The 20,831-nt window shown below is 52.2% G+C and carries 23 protein-coding genes and 1 other RNA gene; 13 read left to right on the top strand and 11 right to left on the bottom strand.

The features are described 5' to 3' along the window. Positions 1–141 precede the first annotated feature (141 nt). Complete coding sequence (gene cyaB / locus TREAZ_RS06525; protein WP_015711033.1) at positions 142–720, top strand: class IV adenylate cyclase; 579 nt, start codon at positions 142–144, stop codon at positions 718–720. Here the strand turns inward: cyaB and TREAZ_RS06520 are convergent. Next, positions 698–1,624, bottom strand: coding sequence for a 1-phosphofructokinase family hexose kinase (locus tag TREAZ_RS06520; protein WP_015711032.1), 927 nt, complete (start codon positions 1,622–1,624; stop codon positions 698–700). The genes cyaB and TREAZ_RS06520 overlap by 23 nt on opposite strands. An 87-nt stretch (positions 1,625–1,711) precedes the next feature. Here TREAZ_RS06520 and TREAZ_RS06515 point away from each other — a divergent pair, with 87 nt between their 5' ends. After that, positions 1,712–2,203 carry a deoxycytidylate deaminase gene (locus TREAZ_RS06515; protein WP_043923346.1) on the top strand — a complete coding sequence of 164 codons (492 nt, stop codon included), beginning with the start codon at positions 1,712–1,714 and terminating at the stop codon, positions 2,201–2,203. Then, positions 2,190–3,584: a methyl-accepting chemotaxis protein gene (locus tag TREAZ_RS06510; RefSeq protein WP_169312612.1), complete on the top strand. Its 1,395-nt coding sequence runs from the start codon at positions 2,190–2,192 to the stop codon at positions 3,582–3,584. Before TREAZ_RS06515 ends, TREAZ_RS06510 begins: the two co-directional genes overlap by 14 nt. On the opposite strand, the gene TREAZ_RS06505 is transcribed toward TREAZ_RS06510, so the two are convergent. Next, positions 3,574–3,822 carry a hypothetical protein gene (locus TREAZ_RS06505; RefSeq protein ID WP_015711029.1) on the bottom strand — a complete coding sequence of 83 codons (249 nt, stop codon included), beginning with the start codon at positions 3,820–3,822 and terminating at the stop codon, positions 3,574–3,576. The genes TREAZ_RS06510 and TREAZ_RS06505 overlap by 11 nt on opposite strands. A 71-nt stretch (positions 3,823–3,893) precedes the next feature. Further along, positions 3,894–4,844, bottom strand: a complete 951-nt coding sequence (locus TREAZ_RS06500) for a hypothetical protein (protein ID WP_015711028.1) — start codon at positions 4,842–4,844, stop codon at positions 3,894–3,896. A 111-nt stretch (positions 4,845–4,955) separates the two neighbouring features. Here TREAZ_RS06500 and ssrA point away from each other — a divergent pair. After that, positions 4,956–5,301: a transfer-messenger RNA gene (gene ssrA / locus TREAZ_RS17695) on the top strand. On the opposite strand, the gene TREAZ_RS18420 is transcribed toward ssrA, so the two are convergent. The 3 genes from TREAZ_RS18420 to TREAZ_RS06490 are packed head-to-tail and all read right to left on the bottom strand — an operon-like array spanning position 5,302 to position 6,702. Next, positions 5,302–5,745 (bottom strand): HD-GYP domain-containing protein, encoded by a 444-nt coding sequence (locus TREAZ_RS18420; RefSeq protein WP_245535105.1) that lies wholly within the window; start codon positions 5,743–5,745, stop codon positions 5,302–5,304. It lies immediately after the preceding tmRNA gene. After that, positions 5,655–6,362: a response regulator gene (locus tag TREAZ_RS06495; RefSeq protein ID WP_245535104.1), complete on the bottom strand. Its 708-nt coding sequence runs from the start codon at positions 6,360–6,362 to the stop codon at positions 5,655–5,657. Before TREAZ_RS06495 ends, TREAZ_RS18420 begins: the two co-directional genes overlap by 91 nt. Then, positions 6,352–6,702 (bottom strand): Hpt domain-containing protein, encoded by a 351-nt coding sequence (locus TREAZ_RS06490; RefSeq protein WP_015711027.1) that lies wholly within the window; start codon positions 6,700–6,702, stop codon positions 6,352–6,354. Before TREAZ_RS06490 ends, TREAZ_RS06495 begins: the two co-directional genes overlap by 11 nt. 255 nt (positions 6,703–6,957) lie before the next feature. Between TREAZ_RS06490 and TREAZ_RS06485 the strand changes: the two genes are divergently transcribed. From TREAZ_RS06485 to TREAZ_RS06465, 5 genes are read left to right on the top strand one after another with little or no spacing between them, the layout of a single operon-like run. Beyond that, positions 6,958–8,505 carry an ABC transporter substrate-binding protein gene (locus tag TREAZ_RS06485; RefSeq protein WP_015711026.1) on the top strand — a complete coding sequence of 516 codons (1,548 nt, stop codon included), beginning with the start codon at positions 6,958–6,960 and terminating at the stop codon, positions 8,503–8,505. 3 nt (positions 8,506–8,508) lie between these two features. Continuing rightward, the gene (locus TREAZ_RS06480; protein WP_015711025.1) at positions 8,509–9,474 is read left to right on the top strand and encodes an ABC transporter permease; all 966 of its coding nucleotides are present in this window, start codon (positions 8,509–8,511) and stop codon (positions 9,472–9,474) included. Beyond that, positions 9,471–10,271: an ABC transporter permease gene (locus tag TREAZ_RS06475; protein WP_015711024.1), complete on the top strand. Its 801-nt coding sequence runs from the start codon at positions 9,471–9,473 to the stop codon at positions 10,269–10,271. Before TREAZ_RS06480 ends, TREAZ_RS06475 begins: the two co-directional genes overlap by 4 nt. 1 nt (position 10,272) lies before the next feature. Beyond that, entirely contained in the window at positions 10,273–11,244 is a 972-nt protein-coding gene (locus TREAZ_RS06470; RefSeq protein WP_015711023.1) for an ABC transporter ATP-binding protein, read from the top strand. Beyond that, entirely contained in the window at positions 11,228–11,974 is a 747-nt protein-coding gene (locus TREAZ_RS06465; protein ID WP_043922954.1) for an ABC transporter ATP-binding protein, read from the top strand. Before TREAZ_RS06470 ends, TREAZ_RS06465 begins: the two co-directional genes overlap by 17 nt. Positions 11,975–11,983: 9 nt before the next feature. Here TREAZ_RS06465 and TREAZ_RS06460 read toward each other — a convergent pair whose 3' ends face one another. Genes TREAZ_RS06460 through TREAZ_RS06445 form a run of 4 tightly spaced genes read right to left on the bottom strand, consistent with a single transcriptional unit; the run spans position 11,984 to position 16,399 of the window. Continuing rightward, positions 11,984–13,345: a PFL family protein gene (locus TREAZ_RS06460; RefSeq protein ID WP_015711022.1), complete on the bottom strand. Its 1,362-nt coding sequence runs from the start codon at positions 13,343–13,345 to the stop codon at positions 11,984–11,986. 3 nt (positions 13,346–13,348) lie between these two features. After that, positions 13,349–13,618 (bottom strand): ACT domain-containing protein, encoded by a 270-nt coding sequence (locus tag TREAZ_RS06455; RefSeq protein ID WP_015711021.1) that lies wholly within the window; start codon positions 13,616–13,618, stop codon positions 13,349–13,351. A 26-nt stretch (positions 13,619–13,644) separates the two neighbouring features. After that, the gene (locus tag TREAZ_RS06450) at positions 13,645–15,648 is read right to left on the bottom strand and encodes a tetratricopeptide repeat protein (RefSeq protein WP_015711020.1); all 2,004 of its coding nucleotides are present in this window, start codon (positions 15,646–15,648) and stop codon (positions 13,645–13,647) included. Positions 15,649–15,682: 34 nt separating this feature from the next. After that, a complete protein-coding gene (locus TREAZ_RS06445) occupies positions 15,683–16,399 on the bottom strand; it encodes a tetratricopeptide repeat protein (RefSeq protein ID WP_015711019.1) in 717 nt (238 codons plus the stop codon). A 79-nt stretch (positions 16,400–16,478) separates the two neighbouring features. On the opposite strand from TREAZ_RS06445, the gene TREAZ_RS06440 reads away from it, so the two are divergent. Genes TREAZ_RS06440 through TREAZ_RS06425 form a run of 4 tightly spaced genes read left to right on the top strand, consistent with a single transcriptional unit; the run spans position 16,479 to position 19,966 of the window. Beyond that, positions 16,479–17,477, top strand: coding sequence for a tetratricopeptide repeat protein (locus TREAZ_RS06440; protein WP_015711018.1), 999 nt, complete (start codon positions 16,479–16,481; stop codon positions 17,475–17,477). Further along, positions 17,474–18,142 carry a metallophosphoesterase gene (locus TREAZ_RS06435; protein ID WP_015711017.1) on the top strand — a complete coding sequence of 223 codons (669 nt, stop codon included), beginning with the start codon at positions 17,474–17,476 and terminating at the stop codon, positions 18,140–18,142. Before TREAZ_RS06440 ends, TREAZ_RS06435 begins: the two co-directional genes overlap by 4 nt. Beyond that, positions 18,135–19,076 (top strand): transcriptional regulator, encoded by a 942-nt coding sequence (locus TREAZ_RS06430; RefSeq protein WP_015711016.1) that lies wholly within the window; start codon positions 18,135–18,137, stop codon positions 19,074–19,076. Before TREAZ_RS06435 ends, TREAZ_RS06430 begins: the two co-directional genes overlap by 8 nt. Next, entirely contained in the window at positions 19,073–19,966 is an 894-nt protein-coding gene (locus TREAZ_RS06425) for a M28 family peptidase (protein WP_015711015.1), read from the top strand. The genes TREAZ_RS06430 and TREAZ_RS06425 overlap by 4 nt, the downstream gene beginning before the upstream one ends. A gap of 22 nt (positions 19,967–19,988) precedes the next feature. On the opposite strand, the gene TREAZ_RS06420 is transcribed toward TREAZ_RS06425, so the two are convergent. After that, entirely contained in the window at positions 19,989–20,831 is an 843-nt protein-coding gene (locus tag TREAZ_RS06420) for a carbohydrate ABC transporter permease (protein WP_015711014.1), read from the bottom strand.

The raw sequence follows: 20,831 nt of genomic DNA, 5'->3' as shown, positions 1-20,831 counted from the left end.
CAATTACCCTTTTTTATAAGGGCTTATATGTATTATATAACCCCCTTTGCCCAGGATAGCAACGGCAAATGCTGAAAATTCATAAAAGAGGCTTAAAAAAATGCAAAGTATTGTATAATCAACTGGAAAGGGAGGCTTACTATGGCAACTGAAATAGAATTGAAGGCCTGGGTGGACAATCCACAAGCTGTCCAGCTGAAATTGGACAGTATTGCGGAATTTAAAGGCTCTTTTGACAGGGCCGATGAATATTGGTTCCCTAAAGATGGAGAAAAGCGCAGCTTCCCGAAATCGGGGCTTCGGATACGGGGCGAGACTTTTGCTTTTCCTGATGGCAGGGCAGAAGAAATTGTCCATGCTACCTTCAAAAACAAGGAACTGCGGGACGGCATTGAGGTTAACGATGAAAGGGAATTCGATGTCTCCTCGGCTGCTGAGTTTGAAGAACTCCTCGCCTTGCTGGGCCTGGAAAAAAGAAAAGCCAAACATAAAAAAGGACGCTCCTATAAATACCAAAGCCTCACTGCCGAATTGACAGAGCTGATGGGCCTGGGCTGGTTCGCAGAGATTGAAATCCTGGCGGATAATAGCCGGAGCGAAACGGTTGCCAAAGCCAGGGCCGAACTCCTGGGCTTCCTCGCAAAAATCGGCATTGACGAGAGCAAAATTGAAACCAGGTATTATACGGAGATGCTGGCTAGCATATCACCCCGGGCCTGAGCAGGGCTGCGTTGAGCTTGCCGCAGCGGGACCCTTCTGCCACTGCGTCTTTGAGAGACGCTCCGTCTTCAAGGGCCGCGGAAAAGCCTGCGGTGAAGGCATCCCCTGAACCTATGGTATTCAGAGCTTCCACAGGAACAACGGTGAATTCCTCAAGCTCATGGGACTCAAAATACCAGACCGATGAAGAGCCCCTTGTGAGGACTATTTTGGAACCGTGTCTTGCATGAAGCTCTTCGCAAAGGGCTGCAACGCGTTTTTTTATGAAACCCGGATCCCCTGCGATTTCATTGCGCTCCACCAGGTCCGGCGCAAAGGTGGCGGCAAATTCATAGAGGTTTGGCTTAATCACGTCGGGTTTATGGGGCAGGCTGTTGAGGAGATCCTTGCCCCGGACATCCAGCACCACCCTGAGACCCTTTGCCTTTGCCATGCGAACCATTTCCGGAATGAGGGCGTCGGAAAAGCCTGCCGCCTTGGTGCCGGAAATAATCATGCAAGCCCTGCCGTCAAGAAGGCGGTCAAGGGCTGCCATCAGCCTTTTTTCAGTCCCCTCCCCCACTTTATCGCCTTCTTCCACCAGCTCTGTAACCTGGCGGGCCGCTTTATTGATGAGGGTATAGCAGAACCGTATAGGGCTCGAGCTCTCGACCCATTCTACCTTGAGATTATCCTCAGCGCAGAGTTCCAGAAAAAGCGGCCGGAACATACCCCCCAGCTGGGTCAGGTGAGTGCAGTCCTTGCCCAGCTGGGTCAGGACCCGGCTTACATCAATGCCTTTTCCCGCAGTGTCCAGGCGGTATTCCCCGGTACGGTTCACCCTGTCGGGGATTAAATCAGAAAAAACCAGGGTTTTTTGAAGAGTGGGATTCATGGAAACAGTCAAAAAACAGGGAGCCTTCATATTTTTTGCCTTAAGCCATTGTGTAAACGGGAAAACATGACCATAATTTATACAGGGAATGACAATAAAACAAGGGGAAAAAAGGGCATGGAAGAAACAAACTACACAAGGCCCACCTGGGACGAATATTTTATGGAAGTTTGCGACGCAATTTCCAAACGGGCCACCTGCGACAGGGGCCGTTCGGGCTGTGTCATTGCAAAAGACAACCAGATCCTGGTCACAGGCTATGTGGGCGCCCCTGCGGGCCTCCCCCACTGCGACGAGGTCGGGCACCAGTTCAAAAAAATGCTCCATGAAGACGGGAGCGTCACTACCCACTGCGTACGCACCGTCCATGCTGAACAGAACGCCATTTGCCAGGCTGCCAAACGAGGCATAAGCATCGCGGGCTCTACCCTCTACTGCCGCATGACCCCTTGCCGTACCTGCGCCATGCTGATTATCAATTGCGGCATAATCCGTGTGGTCTGCCAGAGGCGCTACCATGACGGTACCGATTCGGAGGCTATGTTCGAAAAAGCGGGAATCAAATTGGAATATATCTATAATGAAACTCAACAATATGAAAAACAATAAGGCAGCCGGCCTCTGCATCATCGCCGGCACTATAATCCTCATGGCCCTTCTTTCGGCGTTTCAGATTTTTTTGTTCAAAGGCGATGAAGAAGCCGGGACCGCCATGCTCCTCAGGTTGAGCGCCGTTAACTGGATACTGGCTGCAGGAGGCATGACCCTCCTCTTCCTTTGGGCTGCAAAATTCTTGAATAGCCTAAAAAGCTCAAAGGACGCCCTGGAAAAGAATCAAGCATCCCTGGCGCAATTCTATCAAATTCTAAAGGCTCATAGCGATCGCAGCGCCGAGGCCACTGAGCTTCTCAGGAATGAAGGCATTGAAAGGGAAGCCGAGGCGGCCCATCTCCGGGAAGTCCTTGATTTGGTGACCGGCCAGTTCAGCGAAATTGAAGGCGCTTCGGTCCAGGCTATAGGGGCTATCGACCTTATTGAAAATTATTTTTCTTCCCTTAGGGATGCCGCAGCGGAACAGGAACGTTTCATTGCCAATGCGGAAAACCGGCTTGATAAAGCGGCAGAACCTACGGGCTCTGTTTCCTTCAACATCAGCGAAACAGAAGGCAAAGCCGGAAGCCTCAAAAAAGAAGCTGCTATGGGCGAGGAACAGTCCCATTCGGTCCACGAGCTTATAAAAGGGGCTTCCGAGAACCTCGAAAAGATCACGGAAATGACGGGGGCAATAAACCAGATTTCCGAGCAGACCAATATACTCTCCATGAATGCCGCCATAGAAAGCGCCCATGCGGGATCTGCGGGAGCAGGTTTTGCGGTTGTGGCAAAGGAAATAAAAAAACTGGCAGGGTCCACCAAAGAAAACGCCAAAAACATTCAGGATGCCATCAAGGCCGTCACCCGGCAAATCGCCGAAGCCCTTAAGGCCAGCGAGCTTTCTTCCGGCAGCTTCGGCTCCTTAAGCAAGGAAATACAAAACCTGGCAGAAAGCCTCAATACAGTGCATGAATCGGCCCAAAAGAACCGTGAAAGCCCAAGCGCCGCCGAATCGGCGATTCTCGAGTCCGCGAGCATCATCAGAAAAATCCATGACAACAGTGCAGACATGATGGCCAACCAGCAGAGTTTCCGTTCTGCCCTGGAGCAGATCCATGCCCTCTCCGGCAAAACCCGTGCCGAGATAAAAGAGATACGCACTGGAACCCAGGATGCCCTTGAAAATATTGCAAAAACCCAGGACAGGATACGCGAGACCCTTGCAGAAGCCGGAAAGCTGGGCGAGGGCCTTGCCTTGGGCGCCCCCTCGCCTGCTGTTCCTGCAAAGCCTGCTGCCCCGGCAAAGCCCCCTGCTCCGGCAAGGCCCTCTTTCGAAGCAGACAACTCCTGGCGGAAGGATGTGGCAGTCAAGTCGCCGCCTCTGACTATTTGGTAGATCCTGCGGTTTCAGCAGCCATTATATGTTCATAGAGGGCATCGCCCACGCATTCCCGGGCATATTTGCACCATTTGACGCAGGTTTTGGTGTCATTGAAGGCGACAAAGCCGCATTTTTCGCAGACTCCCTGGGTATCAATGGAAAACAAGTCTATATCGCCTCCGCAGACAGGGCAGATTTTGGTAGCCAGCGTCGGAGTCCTGATATTTTCAGCACCGGGACAGCGGTAAGTCATAGCACCCCCCTTTAAAGGCTACCTGTATTATATTGGTTTGAGGTTTGCAAGTCCGTTGTTTTTGCAACGAATCATTCCCGGGCTATGCGGTATTTGAGGTAAATTTCTTCCAGGGTACGCTGAGGGCCCGGGACAGAAGTTCTCTTGCGGAAATTGGCCGCATCCCTGCGGTCCACATAAAAGTCGTAGATAGCCCTGGAATCCGAACCTGAAACAGGCTCGTAAGCGGGGTTGGAACCCAGGTATGTCCTTACCTCATCGTGGTTCACCGCAGCAATGCCGAAACGGGCAAGCCGGGAACGCACCTCGCTTATCTCCTCGTAGGAAAGGCCAAAAAGAAATTCTTCAAGGGCCCAGCGGGTCTCGTCCATCGTGGACTGATCAATCAGAAATTCCTGCCAATCCTTCTCCATGTCTATGGTGATGCGCAAAAGCTCGCTGGTGCCGTTCATGGTGCCAAAGGCCGGCGGCGAAGAGTCCCTGGCGGTCCAGAGGGCTTCCAGGGCGGGAAAATGACGTACCAAACGGGGGTCTGTCCCGCTGTCCCAGAGGGTTATAAGATCGTCCGCCACCCGTATCTTGATCTCCTGGGAAAAGCCGGGATCGTCAAGACAGGAAAAATAGACCTCCTCGGTCATCAGGGTAAAAACAACAGAAAAAATAATGCGTTTCAAAGGTTCTTCAAAATCCCGTGTTTCCTTGACCAGAATATGAAGAAGTGAAAAAGCCTGATACTTGGCTACAAGGAAGCTCCGGGCCATGACCACCCGGGAAGGTATATGGAGCAGATGGGAAGCCGCCCCAAAGGAGCAAAGGGCTGCCAGAAGCTTCTGTTCGTCCCTGACTACCCCCCTGAGCATCTGGGATTCCCTGACCGAAGGATACCCCGAAATAGCCTTTGCAAGGTTATCGAGGCAGCCAAAACGCTGCCTTACCAGGGCGCCTTCATCGGGGTTCCGGGAATTGAGAAAGCCCTCAATCCCCTGCACCGTTTGCGCTTCAATTTCACTCAGCTCCATCATTATACCATAAGCCTATCGCGGCAAGAGCGAAAAAACAAGGTATATAATCGATTTTCTGGGTTATTGTGTTGACTCTGGAGGCCATGATGTATTATATTTACAGGCTATCTCGGGGGTGCACCGGTTTCGACTGATGCGATTCGGGGTACAGGCTGCAGGTGGAGCGCCCATCTCCTGATTGGGCAAAACTTTAATTGCCGACAACGACAATTACAACTACGCCTTAGCTGCGTAATTGCGTGGGACCGTTCCGCCGCCTTGAGGAACGGCTCCCGCGTCACAATCAAGGCTGGCCAAGCACCGCTTCCGGACGGTGTGCGGCGAGAAAATTCCGGAATACGGAGAAGCCGCGCGCTGCGCAGCCAAACTCCTCCCGACAATTCAATGCGCGGCTAAACCTGTAGACGCTTGTATCTCGCACACCAGGACGCGGGTCCGACTCCCGCCACCTCCAGTATCAGGAATACTGTTCGCTTATCTTCTTGAATTCGTCCTGGATCTGGACGAGGGCATCGGCAATGATGGGATCGAATTGAGTACCCCTGCCTTCGACGATAATCTTCACTGCCTCGGTGTTGGGCATGGCGGCTTTATAGACCCTGGCGCAGACCAGGGCATCGTAGACATCAGCCAGGGATGCGAGACGGGCCGCGATGGGAATATCCTGGCCTGCAAGCTGGCGGGGGTAGCCCTTGCCGTCCCAGCGTTCATGGTGGCCATAGCATATTTCTTCGCAATGCTTGAGGTAAAGGGAAGATTTGATATCCCCCAGCTCCCCGATAATCTCCTTGCCCCTGGTGGTATGGGTCTTCATGATCTCGTATTCTTCCGGATCAAGGCGGCCGGGCTTGAGGAGTATGCGGTCGGGGATGGCAATCTTGCCGACATCGTGGAGGGCCATGGACTTAACGATGATATCGGGCTGAAGGCCCTTGAATTCCTCGGCATAGACGGAATTGGTATCAATAAGGTAGCTGAGGAGGGTGCCCACATAGAGCTGGGTCCTCTTGACGTGCTCGCCGACTCCAAATCCCGATGCTCAATGACGTTTGCAAGGCCCTGGAGGGCATTGTCAAGGGTTTTGGTGGCCTCGGCGGTCTTTTCCGCCACCATTTCTTCCAGGCTGTCCGAATAATTCTTTAATTCTATCTGGTTTCTGACCCTCAATTTGACGATTTCGGGGGTAAAGGGCTTGTTGATGAAGTCAACAGCCCCTGCTGCCAGGAGTTCGCTTTCGGAATCGTTCTCCGCAGTGATAAAAATGACCGGAATGCGCTTGAAGGTAGCATCGGCCTTGAGTATGTCGAACATTTCCCTGCCGTTCATTTCGGGCATAACCACGTCCAGCAGGATGAGCTTGGGCAGAACAGACGCTTTGCGAAGGGCTTCCAGGGCGTTCTTCCCATTGTTGGCGGTGATAACATGATAATCGTCCTGCAGTATTTCCTCCAGGATCATGACATTCACCTCAGCGTCATCGACCACAAGGACTGTAGGGGATTTGTCGTTAAGCGGCATACTGGGCTATCACCTTATCGATCTGTACTAAAGTCTCGGCGAAACAAGCTTTAAGGCTCTCCAGGGACGCGGGGTCAAGTGACTTCCCCTTGATCTGGGTTTCCACGTCCAGGGATTGCTTAAAAAGCTCGGTGAACGAAAGGTTGGCGGCAATGCCTTTAATGGTATGAGCGGCGCCTTGGGCCTTTTCCCAGTCCTGGGCAGCGGCAAAGGCAACCAGCTCATCCAGGTTTGTGCCAGCCTTAAATTTTCCAAGAAGCTTGGCGTAAAGCTTGGCATTGTTCATCACCCGCTTCATCCCTTCCTCAGCGTTTATATAGACTACACCTTCATCAGCCATCTCAATCCCCCTGAAGATATTTTATACCTTTTAGTTCAATCTATCATAATATACTACAGAATGATCCAAATTGGCAATATAGGTCAAGCCTCCCTGGTGCAAAAATGGAGATTTAACTTGAAGGAAAAAATTTAAAGCATGTGCCCAAGGCGGGCCTATTGATTACCTATTATTTGCATTATTTTAATATGATATAATGCGCATTGAAGAAAAGGCCCATTTTGGGTATAATCGGGCATTTCAACAGGAGCGATAATGAAAAGGGCAAAAACGAGGATTAGCGCGATTGTTTCCCTGCTGGCTCTGGCTGTGGTTTTGCCTGGCTGCCGCCAGAAGGAATCTCCGGTTCCGGATGCCAAAGGCGGGCAAACGGAGGCAAGCGTTGAGCCCCCCCGCAGCGAGCTTCGCTTCGGCATGGCTTCTGAACTGGCAACCCTTGATCCCCTGGATAGGGCCAACACAGCTGACGGACGGGCAGTCCTCTTCAATGTGTACGAGGGCCTGGTAAAACCCGATGCTTCGGGCAGCCTGCTCCCTGCCTTGGCGGAATCTTTCGGCATAGGGCAGAACGGCCTGGTTTACAGTTTTGTTTTAAAGGAAGGGATCAAATTCCACGACGGTTCAATTGTCACCGCAGAGGATGTGCAGTACACACTGCAAACCGCCAAGGAAGCAGGATTCGACGGCTATGGGCAAATCGAAAAAATTGAAATCTCGGCATCCGGAGAAATCAATGTCATTCTAAAAGAAGCGGACCCTGAATTCCTCCCCTACCTCACCATTGGGGTAGTGCCAAAAAGCAACCCTGACAGGAAGAACAAGCCTATAGGCACCGGGCCTTTCAGGATCGAAAGCTATACGCCCCAGCAGTCCCTGGTGCTGGCAAAGAACGGTTACTATTGGAACAAAGGCCTGCCTCTGCTGGACAAGGTTACGCTGGTTTTCGTGGCTGACAGCGATGCCTTGCAAATCGGGCTCCGGGGAGGGAACATAGACGCCGCAGAAGTTGTGGGTTCCATTGTGGAACAGCTTGACCGTAACGACTTTGATATTATCGAAGCCAATTCCAATATGGTGCAGCTCTTCGCATTGAACAACAAAGCGAAACCCCTGGACGATGAACGGGTGCGGAAGGCTATCAATTATGCTGTCGATAAAAAAGAAATTATTGACACTGCTTTTTACGGCTGGGGCCAGCCTTCGGGAAGCCCCCTTATACCTGGGTTCAGGAACATCTACGAATCCTCCCTGGCGAACCCCTACCCCACAGACGAGGCAAAAGCAAAAGCCCTTTTGGCCGAGGCAGGTTATGAGAAAGGGTTCAATCTTGAAATTACTGTGCCTTCAAATTATACCATGCACATTGATACTGCCCAGGTGATTGTGAATCAGCTGGGCAAGGTGGGGATCAATGCCACCATACGGCTTGTGGATTGGGCTACATGGCTCAGCGATGTGTACCGGAGCCGCAAGTACGAGGCCACTATCATTTCCTTTGACGGTTCAGGGGTGCCCCTCTCGCCCAGGAGTTTTCTGGGGCGCTATGTTTCCACAGCCGGGGGCAACCTTATAAACTTCAATAACGCCGATTATGACAGCATTTATAAGCTTGCCCTGAAGGAAGGCGAAGAAGGCGCCAGGTATTCGCTTTACAAGCAGGCCCAGCGCGTCATTTCCGACAATGCAGCCAGCGTGTTCATACAGGACATTATGAGCTTCAAGGTGTACCGAAATGGTTTTAAAGGCGCCCTGAGCTATCCCCTGGCGGTGATAGACTTTTCTACAATATATTGGGCAAACTAGGGCATGTACTATATCGGGAAAAGGCTCGGCATAACCCTCCTTACCCTGCTTTTGGTTTCTCTCCTCACCTTTGCCTGTTTTCATATTATACCAGGCGACGCGGCGCTGCTTTCGCTGGGAACTGATGCTACCGAGGAACAGGTTGAAGCCATGAGGGCCGAGCTTGGCCTGGACAAGAGCCTCCCAATACAGTATGCGTCCTGGCTCGGTGCTTTTGTCACAGGCAGTCTGGGCAACTCATCCAGGTTCAGGGGCGAATCCATTTCGGCCATGGTTGCCGAAAGGCTGCCTGTGACCTTTCATCTCGCAATAATTTCGCTCATAATGGTTATTATTATTGCTGTTCCCGCTTCTTTTATTGGCATAAAAAAAGAGAATTCTTTTTTGGACAGGCTGGTTAACACTTTTACTGCGATTAATATTTCTATGCCTGGTTTTTTTCTGGGTGTTTTGCTGATTTGGATTTTTGGCCTTGGCTTTAAACTATTTACGCCTGGCTCTTATATCGATTACAGGGAAAACTATACCGGGTTTTTAGGTTGCCTGTTTTTCCCCGCCCTGGCCATTGCATTGCCCAATGCAGCAATACTGGTAAAATTTTTGCGCTCTTCCATATTCAGGGAATTCAATAGCGACTATGTGCGTACAGCCCGCAGCAAAGGGCTTAACCGCAGCCAGGCTCTGTTCAGGCATGTGGTAAAAAATGCCTGCCTCCCTGCGGTAACGCTTTTAGGCATGATCATTGGGGAAGTGTTTTCGGGCAGCATAGTCATAGAACAGGTTTTTACCATTCCCGGGATAGGGCGGCTTCTCATCGCTTCGATTACATCCCGGGATTACCCCATGGCTCAAACCCTGGTGGTCTACATTGCCTTTGTGGTGGTACTGGGGAACACCCTGGTGGACATAGCCATACGCGTTATCGATCCCCGGATCGCCGACGCCAGGGTGAGGGAGGACGCGCAATGAAAACCGCCGAAAATATGAATTTCATGATCGGCGCAGCCCTCGCTTTTCTTATAGGGGCTATGATACTGGCAAGCCTTTTCTACCTGCCCTATGGCTATAATGATATGGACAGCAGGAACCGTTTCAGCCCTCCGGGTTCCGCCCACCTCATGGGAACAGACAATTTTGGCAGGGATATTTTTTCCAGGGTCATGGCAGGGGGCAAGTACACATTGCTTGTGGCGCTCGTAACCGTTGCGGGGAGCGCCGCGGCAGGTTCCGCCATAGGCATGGTTTCAGGTTTCGCGGGAGGCTTTTGGGATGAACTCGTTATGCGCCTTATGGACACCTTGAGCTCCTTTCCCGGCATACTGCTGACACTGGTGATGGTTGCCATTTTAGGGAACAGCCATGCAACCCTCATCATAGCCCTGCTTGTGCTTTTTGTGCCCAGCTTTACGCGGGTTATGAGAAGCGGGACCCTCCAGTACAAAAGCCGCGATTTTGTGCTTTCTGCCCGCATACAGGGGACATCCAGAAGGCGTATCATCTTTGTGCATATACTGCCCAACCTCCTCCCCTCGCTGCTTTCAGCCTCGGTGCTGGGGCTTTCCAACGCCATTTTGGCGGAAAGCACCATGAGCTACCTGGGATTGGGGATACAGCCGCCTGTCCCAAGCTGGGGCCGCATGCTCGCGGAATCCCAAAACTACCTCTTTAATGCACCCTGGTGCGCCCTGGCCCCCGGCATCATGATCATGCTCACTGTCCTGGCCTTTCACTTTCTGGGTGAGGGCCTGAGGCAGAGGAATTCCTAGCATGGCCGCTCCTTTGCTTTCCGTGGAACATCTTTCCATAGGCATACGGAAAGGATCTCGAATTTTTACCGCTGTGCAGGATGTGAGCTTTAAAGTCCACTCTGGAGAAATCGTGGGCATCGTAGGCGAATCAGGCTGCGGCAAAAGCCTTACGGCCCTCTCCATTGCGGGGCTGCTTGCAAGGGGAGCGGAAGTCATTGGGGGAGATATTTATTTTGATACCTCCGGGGGGGCGGTGAATCTCCTCAAATTAAGCGAAAAAGAACTCTGCAAAATAAGGGGCAAAGATATTTCTTTTGTGTTTCAGGAACCCTATCCCTCATTGAACCCACTGCTAAAAGCGGGGGATCAGATCACGGAAACCCTTTATATACATGGAGAAAAGGACAGGGCAAAAACAAAGGCCCAGGCAATTGAGCTTATAAAAAAGCTCGGCCTTGAGGATGCGGAAAAACTTATGGAAGCTTACCCCCACAGGCTTTCCGGGGGTATGTGCCAAAGGGTGATGATTGCCCTGGCCATGATATGCAAACCAAAGCTCCTCATAGCCGATGAACCTACCACCGCGTTGGACATTGCTACACAGGCGCAAATTCTGGATTTAATGAAAGGCATCAATGCCGAATTCGGTACTTCTGTGCTTTTTATCTCCCATGATCTCTCCATCATAAGCCGCCTCTGCAAAAGGGTTCTGGTGATGTATGCGGGCCGCCTTGTGGAAGAGGGAAGCGCGGCAGAAGTGTTTGCAAATCCCGGCCATGAATACACCAGAGGGCTTGTAGGCTCCATACCGGGTAGAAACCTCAAGGGAGAGGACCTTGCCAATATACCGGGCAAAGTCCCTTCGGTGGAAGAAGAACGCCCGCCGGGCTGCCCTTTTGCCCCCCGCTGTTCCAAAGCAACGGAACAATGCACAAAATCTTTCCCCGCAGGAAGGGAAATAAGCCCAGGCCACTATGCTTATTGTAAATAATGTTTCCAATGCTTATATAAGCCGCCGTTTCGGCGCCTTCGGCAAAAAAGAGGAAAAGCAGGTTCTGCGCAATGTCAGCCTTGAAATCCATCCCGGGGAAATCCACGGCCTTGTAGGCGAGTCGGGCTGCGGAAAAACCACCCTGGGCAAATGCATACTGGGCCTCCTCGACTACGAGGGCGAAATAATCTTGAATAACAAGCCCATGCAGGGCATGAGGGCCAGCCGCTACCAAAGCAGCCGCTTCCGAAAAGAAAGGGCCTCTATGGTACAGGCGGTCTTCCAGGATCCTTCCGGGGCATTGAACCCCGTGATGCAGGCAGGCTGGATATTGGAAGAACCATTGCGGGTCCACCGTATCGGGGATAAAAAAGAGCGGACAAAAAGAGTGGATCAAATGCTCGACCTCATCGGCCTGGATGCATCCTACAAAAAGCGGAAACCCGGCGAATTGTCTTCCGGGCAGAAGCAGCGCATATCAATTGGCTGCGCCCTTATGCTTAATCCAAGCCTCATCATAGCCGACGAACCCGTGAGCGCCCTGGATGTTTCGGTAGGGGCGCAGATCCTCAATTTATTCAGGGACTTGAACAAGCGCCTGGGGCTTTCACTGCTTTTTATTTCCCATAACCTGAACCTGGTCTACTATCTCTGCGACCGTATTTCGGTGATGAAGCAGGGGCGCATTGTGGAACAGGGAACTGCTGATGAGGTGTATTCAAAATACTAAAAGAAACCCCTAATTCCTGAAACTGTGTATAGGCGCCGGAATCCTGCCGCCCCGGGCAATAAAGGCTTCGCTGCTGTTGGTATTTACGGGCATAATGGGCGCTCCTCCAAGGAGACCGCCGAATTCCGCCCAGTCCCCTGCCTTCTTGCCGGGCACGGGAATTACACGCACTGCGGTGGTTTTCTGGTTCACCATGCCGATTGCCATTTCGTCCGCTATGATGGCGGAGATGGTGGAAGCAGGGGTATCGCCCGGAAGGGCTATCATGTCGAGGCCAACGGAGCATACGGAGGTCATGGCTTCGAGCTTGTCGAGGCTCATTGCCCCGGATCGTACCGAGGCAACCATGCCTTCGTCTTCGGAGACCGGGATAAAGGCCCCGGAGAAGCCGCCCACGTGGGTAGAGGCCATGACGCCGCCTTTCTTCACCATGTCGGTAAGCATGGCAAGAGCGGCGGTTGTGCCGTGGGTGCCAGCGGCTGCAAGGCCCATTTCTTCGAGGATGCGGCCCACTGAATCGCCCACTGCGGGGGTGGGGGCAAGGGAAAGGTCCAGAATGCCGAAGGGGACGCCCAGGCGTTTGGCTGCTTCCATGCCCACAAGCTGGCCCATGCGGGTTATCTTGAAGGCGGTCTTTTTTATCGCATCCGCAAGCTCGTCAAAACTTGCGCCCTTGTGGGCTTCGAGGGCTGCCTTGATTACCCCGGGGCCCGAGACCCCGACGTTGAGGCAGGACTCCCCTTCACCGGGCCCGTGGAATGCGCCGGCCATGAAGGGGTTGTCCTCGGGGGCATTGCAGAATACCACAAGCTTGGCGCAGCCTATGCCGTCCCTGTCTTTGGTAATTTCAGCGGTCTCCTTGATGGTTTCGCCCATGAGCTTTACCGCGTCCATGTTGATGCCGCTCTTGGTGCTTGCCACATTTACCGAAGAACAGACCCGCTCGGTGGCGGCCAATGCCCTTGGTATGGAAGAAATGAGGCGTTTGTCGCCGGAAGTAAAGCCTTTCTGCACCAGGGCGGAAAAGCCTCCCACAAAATCGATGCCCAGTTCCACTGCGGTTTCGTCCAGCACCTGCGCAAAGGGGGTGTAATCCTCTTCGCTGCAGGCGGCAGCTATGAGGGCAATGGGCGTTACGGCAATGCGCTTGTTGATGATGGGGATGCCGTATTCTGTTTCGATATCACGGCCTATTCTAACCAAAGGCCCTGCAATGCGGCGGAGTTTTTCCCGTATTTTTTTGCGGGCTTCGTCCCCGGAACTTGAGGCGCAGTCGAGCAGGGAAATACCCAGGGTGATAGCCCTGATGTCCAGCTTGTAGCGCAAGAACATATCGACAGTTTCTTTTATCTCTAATGGTGTAAACAGCATTGCTCAAATCCTGTGCATCGCGCTAAAGACGCCTTCGTGCATGAGGCTTATGGAAACATTCAGCGCTTTCCCCAACTCAACAAGTTCGGCCTTAATCGTTTCAAGGTTCGAATTTTCCTCTGCCAGTTTAACCATCATCATCATTACAAAATTGCCCGAGAGTATGGTCTGGCTGATGTCCTCAATGTTAATGCTCCTTTCGGCAAGAAAGGCGCTGACTTTTGCTATGATGCCGACTTTGTCATTGCCGACTACCGTGATTATGGCGTTCATGGATGCTCCTTTTAAGTGTAAAAATGTTAAAGTCCCGAAAGGATTTTTTCGGCTTCGCTCTTGCCCGGATAATTGGGGTTGCGCTTAATAAGATCCTGGAGGGACAGCTTTGCCTGGGCGGTGTCCCCAAGACTGGCATAGGTCTTGCCAAGTTCAAAAAGGGCGTCCCAGTTGGAAGGCTCGATGCGCAGGGTTTCGCGGTATTCATCCCGGGCGCTGGCAAGATTCCCTGCGCCGGCCTGGGCACGGGCAAGGTTGAGGCGCACTGTGGCGTTATTTCGTTCTACTGCCAGGGCTTTCCCGTAATGTTCCACTGCGGCAGGCCAGTCTTCTTTTTTGGCATACACAGCGCCCATGTTGTTGTTCACTTCGAAGGAAGCAGGCTCAATACGATAAGCCTCAAGGAGGCATTCCAGGGCTTCATTGGTAAAGCCATAAGCCAGGTATATGCTCCCCAGGTTGACGCGGGGCCGCACGTATTTGGGATCAAGGGAAGCAGCCTTGCGGTATGCGGCGATTGCGCCGTCCAGATCCTCCGCCGCCTCGCAAGCCTGGCCAAGGGTGTAGGAATATGAAGCATTGGAAGGCGCAGCGTTCGCAGCCTTTCTGGCATAGTTCAGGGCTTCGGTATTTTTTTTGAGCCCCAGTTTTACAACTGCCATATTGAAATTGGTCTGGGCATCGTCGGGAGCCGAAGCCAGGGCTTTATTAAAGGAAGATTCGGCGGCGGCAAAATCGTCTGCCGCGCTCTGGGCCGCCCCCAGTTCCCTGAGGGATGCTATGTCGCCGGGGTTGTATTGGAGGGCTTTGTTGAAAGCCTCGATTGCGCCTTTGAAATCGTTTTTAAGAACCAGGATGCGGCCTATCTCGCGGTGGGCAACGGCATAATCGCTCTTTACAGTTACTGCCCGCCTGAAGGCGGCAAGGGCTTCATCCTGACGGCCTAACTGCCGCAGGGTGCCGCCCAGGTTGTACCAGGCAGGTTCATAATTGGGATTAAGGCTTGTGGCGGTCTCGAAAGACTGACGGGCGTCCGCAAAACGGTTCGAGCTGAAGTAGACCCTTCCCAAATCGTACGCATAGGTGAAGCTTTTAGGATCCAGGCGGGAAGCTTCCTTAAGTTCCGCCACCGCATTGTCCCACTGCCTTTGATCCCGGTACACCTTGCCCAGGGTATAGTGGGGCAATGCCTGGGAGGGATACTTTTCTATGGCTTCTTTTGCCAGGGCAACGGCCTGGGCTGTGGCTTCCCTGCCCTCGGGGGTATCGGCATTGCCTGCCCCATACCAGGCATCCGCCACTTCAGCCAGCACCTGTCCTGCAAAGCGATCTTCTCCTGGAGGAAGCCGTTTCCTGGCTTCATCAAAAGCAGCGCGCGCCCCGCTATAATCCTTCCGGTCCAGAGAGGCTTTTCCCTGGCTCACGAGATCCCTTACGGCATTCATTTGAGCCTGAAGCTCCCGTGAAGCCCTGGATATTTCTTCTTCCTGGGCCTTGCGGCGGGCAGCTTCGGCATCGGCAGCCGCCTTCCGTTCAGCAGCTTCAGCGGCCCTGGCAACAGCGGCGGCCTCTTCACGGGCCCTGGCTTCTTCCCGGGCAAGCCGGCGCTGTTCCTCAAGCTTTGCCTGGGCAGCGATTTCTTCGGCCGTAAGGGGCTTGGCTTTGGCGGCAGCTTCAGCGGCAGCCGCAACCGCAGCAGCCTCGGCGGCGGCGGCATCCAAAGCCGCAAGGCGCTGGGCATCAAGTATCTCCCCCCTGAGCTGCCTGGCCTCCCCGTCATCGGGGTTTTCAATAAGAAGCTTATCAATAAGGTCCAGGGCGCGCTGAAACTCCCCGGCAGCAAGGTATTCCCTAATCAACTGCAAGGTATTCTGCCTGGCCTGCTCAGCCTGGCTCAGCTGGGCAGCAATCCCCAAATCTTTGGAGGCCCCCCCTGCCCGGTGGAACAGGAAAATCCCCCCTGCAACAAGGCCAGCCAGAAGCAGGATTCCGGCAACCCCGATGATTATTTTCTTTCTATCCAAATGCATGAAACCAACCCCTCCCGAAACTAACTAAATGACGTCACTCCATTTCGAATTCGCCGTCATAACCCTGGACATCTTCATTTCCGGCTGAAAGGCCCTTGCTGTCCTCTGCGGCAGCCTGGAGAGAAGCCGAAACTTCGTCCATGAGCCGCTTTTTGCGTTCTGCCTCCGCCCGGGCGGCTTCTTCAGCCATAATGCGGCGCCGCTCTTCCGTGGCAAATTCATCCTGTATAAAGGCGATGAGCTTCTCTATCTGGGGCCTTTTTGCCGACTGCGGCTCCAGGACAAGGTAAGCTTGATAATCCTCAATCGCATCCCTTAGGGAATTTGCCTTGATCTTGGCATTCGCCCTGTTGAGATAGGCCGAAGAATAGCTGCCATTGGCTTCGATGGCCTGGGTATAGAACTGCAGGGCAGAATCCATGTTGTTCTTGGCAAAGTACGCGTTCCCCAGGTTATAGGCTATTTTGGCCGTTTCCTGCCCCCCCCTGGGGAGTATCTTCCGGAGCGCCGCAATAGCCTCGTCCTGGAGGCCCAGCTGCTGGTAGACAATGCCCAGGTAGATAAAAGCCTGCACATGGGCGGGATCTTCGGCAACCGCGTTCTCAAGGAAGCCCAGGGCCTCCTTTGGCTTGTTCTGCATGAAGAATTCTTCCCCCTTGGCGAAGGCGGTTTGGGAAAAAACCGGCGAAAAACCTGAAAAGAGGCAAAAACCTGTAAAAATCACCCAAAGGGCATGCTTTAACCTATTCACTCTTGTCCTATCACCTTATATAATAAAGATATTATTAGTATCGGATAGTTACATTATATCACAAAGGATTGGGGAGATCATGAACCTTACAGTTGCGATCATTATAATTCTCGTCGTGGGGGTTGGTTTCCTTGCATTCTTCTTAACAAAGAACATTTTGCTGCCCAGGCGGGCCCAGGCTGCCGCAGGGCTCCTCAACAAAAACAAAATCCTCCAGGCCATCAAGGCCGGCAAGGCAGCAGTCGAAAAAGATCCCAAAGATGTTGAAGCCCACTATAACCTGGGAAGATCTTACCTTGCGGACAACAGGGGGGAGCAGGCTTTAAGGGAATTCAAAAGCGTAAGCCGCCTCGGCATAGAGGGCAAAAATATCCCTGAGACTGAATTCCGCCAGACCATTGCCAAGCTTTACATCCAGTACAACGAAAAGGAAGAAGCCCTCAAGGAGTATGTGCTTCTCATCAAAAAACAGCCCGAAAACCCCGAATACTATTACCAGGCGGGGATGCTCTTCAACGAAAGGAACAGGGCCGACCTGGCGGAGCAATATTTGAAGAAGGCCATCTCCATTAACCCAAAAGACGCCAGGCCCTATCTTGAACTCGGCATGATACTTGTGCAGGGCAAAAAAACCAAGGAAGCCGACGCCACTTTGGAAGCAGCCCTCAAACTCGATCCCAATAATCCAAAAATCCATTTCTATATGGGGAAAGTTTTTAAGGATGCCAAGGATTATGCAGGCGCACTCCCCTGCTTTGAAAAATCTTCACGGGATCAGGAATACAAACTCCGCTCCCTTGTGGAAAGCGGAAGCTGCTATATGTCCCTCAAGATGATAGACAAGGCCGTACCCGAACTTGAAAGGGCGGTCAAGGCTATCGAAGACGAAGCAAGCCCGGACAGCCTTTATGCCCGCTACTTCCTGGGCATGTGCTATGAAAAGAAAAAGGATTATACCCTGGCCCTGGCGCAGTATGACAAAATCTATGCCAAAAAAAGAAGCTTCCGGGATGTGGGCGAAAAGCTGACCCAGTACCAGCAGTACAGGCAGGAAGAAACCAAACCCGGAAAAGCATGAAGATACTCTGCGTCTCGGATCAGATCGATCCTTTGGTGTATACCAATACAATCAGGCAGCGTTTTGCCGATGTGGATCTGGTACTGAGCGCCGGGGATCTTCCCATGGATTATCTTGATTTCATTGTTTCAAGCCTCAACAAACCCCTGCTCTTTGTTTTTGGGAACCATCATCTGGAAGATTATTCATATTACCAGGAGGGCCAAACCAGTTACACAGGAATAGAGGACGATCACGCCCCCAAAGGATCGGGCGCCATACACATACATGGAAAAGCGAAACGCGAAGAGGGCCTTATCATTGCCGGTCTTGGCGGTTCCATGCGCTACAATAGGGCCGAAAACCAGTTCACCGATTTCCAGATGAAGATGGAAATAATCAAGCTAATCCCTGCCCTCGTTTTCAACAGGATATTCAGGGGCCGCTATCTCGACATACTTTTGACCCATGCGAGCCCGCAAGGGATACACGACAAAGAGGATAAATGCCACCGGGGTTTTAAATCCTTCCTCTGGTTCATGAGGAAATTCAAACCCCGCTACCTTATCCACGGCCATATCCACCTTTACGATTTGTCCGAAGTAAGGACAACAAAATACCACGACACCCTTGTGATAAACGCCTATAGCCATTATCTCATTGATACAGGAGAGAAACATGAGTGATGAAAAAAGAGTAGGCGGAAACCCCGATTACTCCCAGGCGGCGGAAGATTTTAACCGGGCCAGGAATAAGGCCCTGCTTTCGCGGATACAGAATTTTCTGAATGCCGAGAAAGACGAACTCCTGTCTTTTTATGATGTGAAAGACATACTGAAACCCAAAAATGAATTTTACCGGGGCATGCAGCAGGTTCCCATTAAGCTCATTGTGGGAAGCGAAGGCCGCTATAGGGATTTCAACAAATACTTCCTGCCCCGTTCCGAATTCCTCCGGGCACGCTGGGAGCGGGTGGACCGTGCCCAGATTAGGGACGTGCCCCTCCCGGCTATCGAACTATACGAAATCGGGGGCGCTTATTTTGTGAGGGACGGCAACCACAGGGTTTCCGTGGCCCGCGCCCAGGGGGTGGAAGAAATCGATGCCGAGGTAATAAGCCTCTCTTCGGAAATCGCCATTACCCCCAACATGACTACCGACGATCTTCGCGGCGCTGTCATCGATTATGAAAAAAAGCTCTTCTACGAAAAAACCAAATACGGCGAATTGACCGGGGATACTGACCTCAGCTTTACCATGCCCGGCCGCTATGATGAAATTTACAACCACATACTGGTGCATAAATACTTTCTCAATGAAAAAGTATCCGGCGAGATTGCCATGGAAGAAGCCCTGATTTCATGGTACAGGGAAGTCTACAGCCCCATTATCAAAATCATCAACGAACACAGGATCTGCAATAATTTCCCGGGCCGCAGCCCCAGCGATCTCTATGTGTGGATAGTGAAACACTGGGACTTTCTTAAAAAGAAGAACGGGGTCCATTATTCCGTCGCTGACGCAGCCAGGGACTTTGCCGTCCGCTATGGCAAGGACAAGAGCCCCTTTCACCGTTTTCTGGGCAAAGCTCTGGGCAGGTTCTTTAGGAAACGCACATGAGCGATGCATACATGGGCATCCCCTGGGGGCATTTCAAAAAATTCATTGCCCTCGAGGCGGATCGCTTCGCGCTTTTGCAGTCGATTCTGGAAGAAGCAGGGCTGGAATATAAAATAGCGACGATTTCCGGAAACAGGCACTTCTTTGTAGCCCCCCCTCCGCCTGAAGAAGAATTCCTAAGGCGGCGCCTCACTATTCTGGTGGCCCATTACGACAGGACACCGGGTAGCCCCGGCGCCAACGACAACAGCGCCAGTGTTTTTATCCTCATCGAGACTGCCATGAAGCTCATGAAAGCAAAGGCCAATAATTGGCTCATCATATTTTCCGATAAAGAAGAGCTGAAACCAGGCGAAACCATCCAGGATCAGGGCGCCTATACCCTTGCCTCGGGCTTCAGGGATGCAGGAATGGAAAACGCCTGGATCTACAGTTTCGACGCCTGCGGCACAGGAGACACGCTGATCATTTCCAATACTGTTGAATTGATGCTCAAGGGCGAAGGCAATCAGGCTAAAGAAAAAATACGCGCTTCCATTCAGGAATTGCGCGAAAAGGCACTGGTCACCGCACGGGATCTCCGGATGGGCAAAGTACTCCTTGCCCCTACGCCCTTTTCGGATGATGCAGGATTTTTCCGCGCCGGTGTTGCGGCCCAAACCATTACCATGCTGCCATCGGAAGAATGTGCCAATTTAGTATCAACACTGCGCAGGAACCCCCAGTTTGCGGAGGCCCTTATCAGCCAGGAAGAACAGGAACTGCATTACAGGCGCCTCATCCCGGAAACCTGGCGCAGCCTCAACAGCCCCAGCGACAGCCACCTCCGCCTTACACCCCAGAATTTCCGTACCGTTGTGCGCTTTGCGGAAGCACTGTGCAAGGGGTAAGCTGACCGGGTAATTTACCCGCTTAACCTTTCACTGCCCCTGCCGCGACACCTTTGGTGATCTGCTTGCGGAACGTCAGGTAGAAGATCAGCATAGGCACCACGCCTATAACGAGGGCCGAAAACTGCTTGCCGTAGTCGGATGCCAAAGCTCCCGAGAAGCGGCCTATGCCTACAGGAATGGACTTAATCGTATCGCTTGAAGTCAGAATATTGATAAGCATAAATTCGTTCCAGGTACCTGTGAAGGTAAGTATACCCACGGTCATAGCCACAGGCGCGGTCATGGGAAAAATAATCCTGAAAAAGATTGTCAGGAATTTAGCCCCGTCTATGCGCGCCGACTCTATCAAGGCATCGGGTATGCCCTTTATAAATTCGGTTCCAAGATAAACACCCATGGGAAGCCCCAGGCCTATATAGGGGATAAGCACCCCGAGCCTGGTATCGTATAGCCCTACCCTTGTTACCATGAGAAAAAGAGGTACCATAATGGACTGGAGGGTTAAAAGTATTCCTACTATAAAAATGCCGTGGAGCAGGGGCGTTAACTTGTTTTTGATTTTCGCAAAAGCAAAACCTGCCATAAAGCCCAGAACAACTACCGCAATAACTGTCACCACCGTGTAGATGATGCTGTTAACAAGGAGTATCCCGAATTTTCCCATATTCCATGCATAGGGATAGTTGCCAAAGAACCACAGCTTGGGAAGGGCCAGCTTGCTGGAAGTCAAATATTCCTGGGTTGTTTTAAAGGATTGAATAAAAAGCCAAAGGAGGGGATAAATAGCCAGAAACGTAAAAATCCCCATGACAACATAAACAACGATTTTGCCCGCCGGCGAACCTTGCTTTATTTTTGACAT

Origin of the sequence: Leadbettera azotonutricia ZAS-9, from assembly GCF_000214355.1 — a bacterium.
In the GTDB taxonomy this organism is placed as follows: Bacteria; Spirochaetota; Spirochaetia; order Treponematales; family Breznakiellaceae; genus Leadbettera; species Leadbettera azotonutricia.
This window is presented reverse-complemented; position numbering and strand designations above follow the sequence as displayed.

Bases quoted from the DNA above. Each gene is read 5' to 3' on its own strand.
- cyaB (WP_015711033.1), top strand. From the start codon at position 142: ATGGCAACTGAAATAGAATTGAAGGCCTGGGTGGACAATCCACAAGCT.
- TREAZ_RS06520 (WP_015711032.1), bottom strand. From the start codon at position 1,624: ATGAAGGCTCCCTGTTTTTTGACTGTTTCCATGAATCCCACTCTTCAA.
- TREAZ_RS06515 (WP_043923346.1), top strand. From the start codon at position 1,712: ATGGAAGAAACAAACTACACAAGGCCCACCTGGGACGAATATTTTATG.
- TREAZ_RS06510 (WP_169312612.1), top strand. From the start codon at position 2,190: ATGAAAAACAATAAGGCAGCCGGCCTCTGCATCATCGCCGGCACTATA.
- TREAZ_RS06505 (WP_015711029.1), bottom strand. From the start codon at position 3,822: ATGACTTACCGCTGTCCCGGTGCTGAAAATATCAGGACTCCGACGCTG.
- TREAZ_RS06500 (WP_015711028.1), bottom strand. From the start codon at position 4,844: ATGATGGAGCTGAGTGAAATTGAAGCGCAAACGGTGCAGGGGATTGAG.
- TREAZ_RS18420 (WP_245535105.1), bottom strand. From the start codon at position 5,745: ATGGCCCTCCACGATGTCGGCAAGATTGCCATCCCCGACCGCATACTC.
- TREAZ_RS06495 (WP_245535104.1), bottom strand. From the start codon at position 6,362: ATGCCGCTTAACGACAAATCCCCTACAGTCCTTGTGGTCGATGACGCT.
- TREAZ_RS06490 (WP_015711027.1), bottom strand. From the start codon at position 6,702: ATGGCTGATGAAGGTGTAGTCTATATAAACGCTGAGGAAGGGATGAAG.
- TREAZ_RS06485 (WP_015711026.1), top strand. From the start codon at position 6,958: ATGAAAAGGGCAAAAACGAGGATTAGCGCGATTGTTTCCCTGCTGGCT.
- TREAZ_RS06480 (WP_015711025.1), top strand. From the start codon at position 8,509: ATGTACTATATCGGGAAAAGGCTCGGCATAACCCTCCTTACCCTGCTT.
- TREAZ_RS06475 (WP_015711024.1), top strand. From the start codon at position 9,471: ATGAAAACCGCCGAAAATATGAATTTCATGATCGGCGCAGCCCTCGCT.
- TREAZ_RS06470 (WP_015711023.1), top strand. From the start codon at position 10,273: ATGGCCGCTCCTTTGCTTTCCGTGGAACATCTTTCCATAGGCATACGG.
- TREAZ_RS06465 (WP_043922954.1), top strand. From the start codon at position 11,228: ATGCTTATTGTAAATAATGTTTCCAATGCTTATATAAGCCGCCGTTTC.
- TREAZ_RS06460 (WP_015711022.1), bottom strand. From the start codon at position 13,345: ATGCTGTTTACACCATTAGAGATAAAAGAAACTGTCGATATGTTCTTG.
- TREAZ_RS06455 (WP_015711021.1), bottom strand. From the start codon at position 13,618: ATGAACGCCATAATCACGGTAGTCGGCAATGACAAAGTCGGCATCATA.
- TREAZ_RS06450 (WP_015711020.1), bottom strand. From the start codon at position 15,648: ATGCATTTGGATAGAAAGAAAATAATCATCGGGGTTGCCGGAATCCTG.
- TREAZ_RS06440 (WP_015711018.1), top strand. From the start codon at position 16,479: ATGAACCTTACAGTTGCGATCATTATAATTCTCGTCGTGGGGGTTGGT.
- TREAZ_RS06435 (WP_015711017.1), top strand. From the start codon at position 17,474: ATGAAGATACTCTGCGTCTCGGATCAGATCGATCCTTTGGTGTATACC.
- TREAZ_RS06430 (WP_015711016.1), top strand. From the start codon at position 18,135: ATGAGTGATGAAAAAAGAGTAGGCGGAAACCCCGATTACTCCCAGGCG.
- TREAZ_RS06425 (WP_015711015.1), top strand. From the start codon at position 19,073: ATGAGCGATGCATACATGGGCATCCCCTGGGGGCATTTCAAAAAATTC.
- TREAZ_RS06420 (WP_015711014.1), bottom strand. From the start codon at position 20,831: ATGTCAAAAATAAAGCAAGGTTCGCCGGCGGGCAAAATCGTTGTTTAT.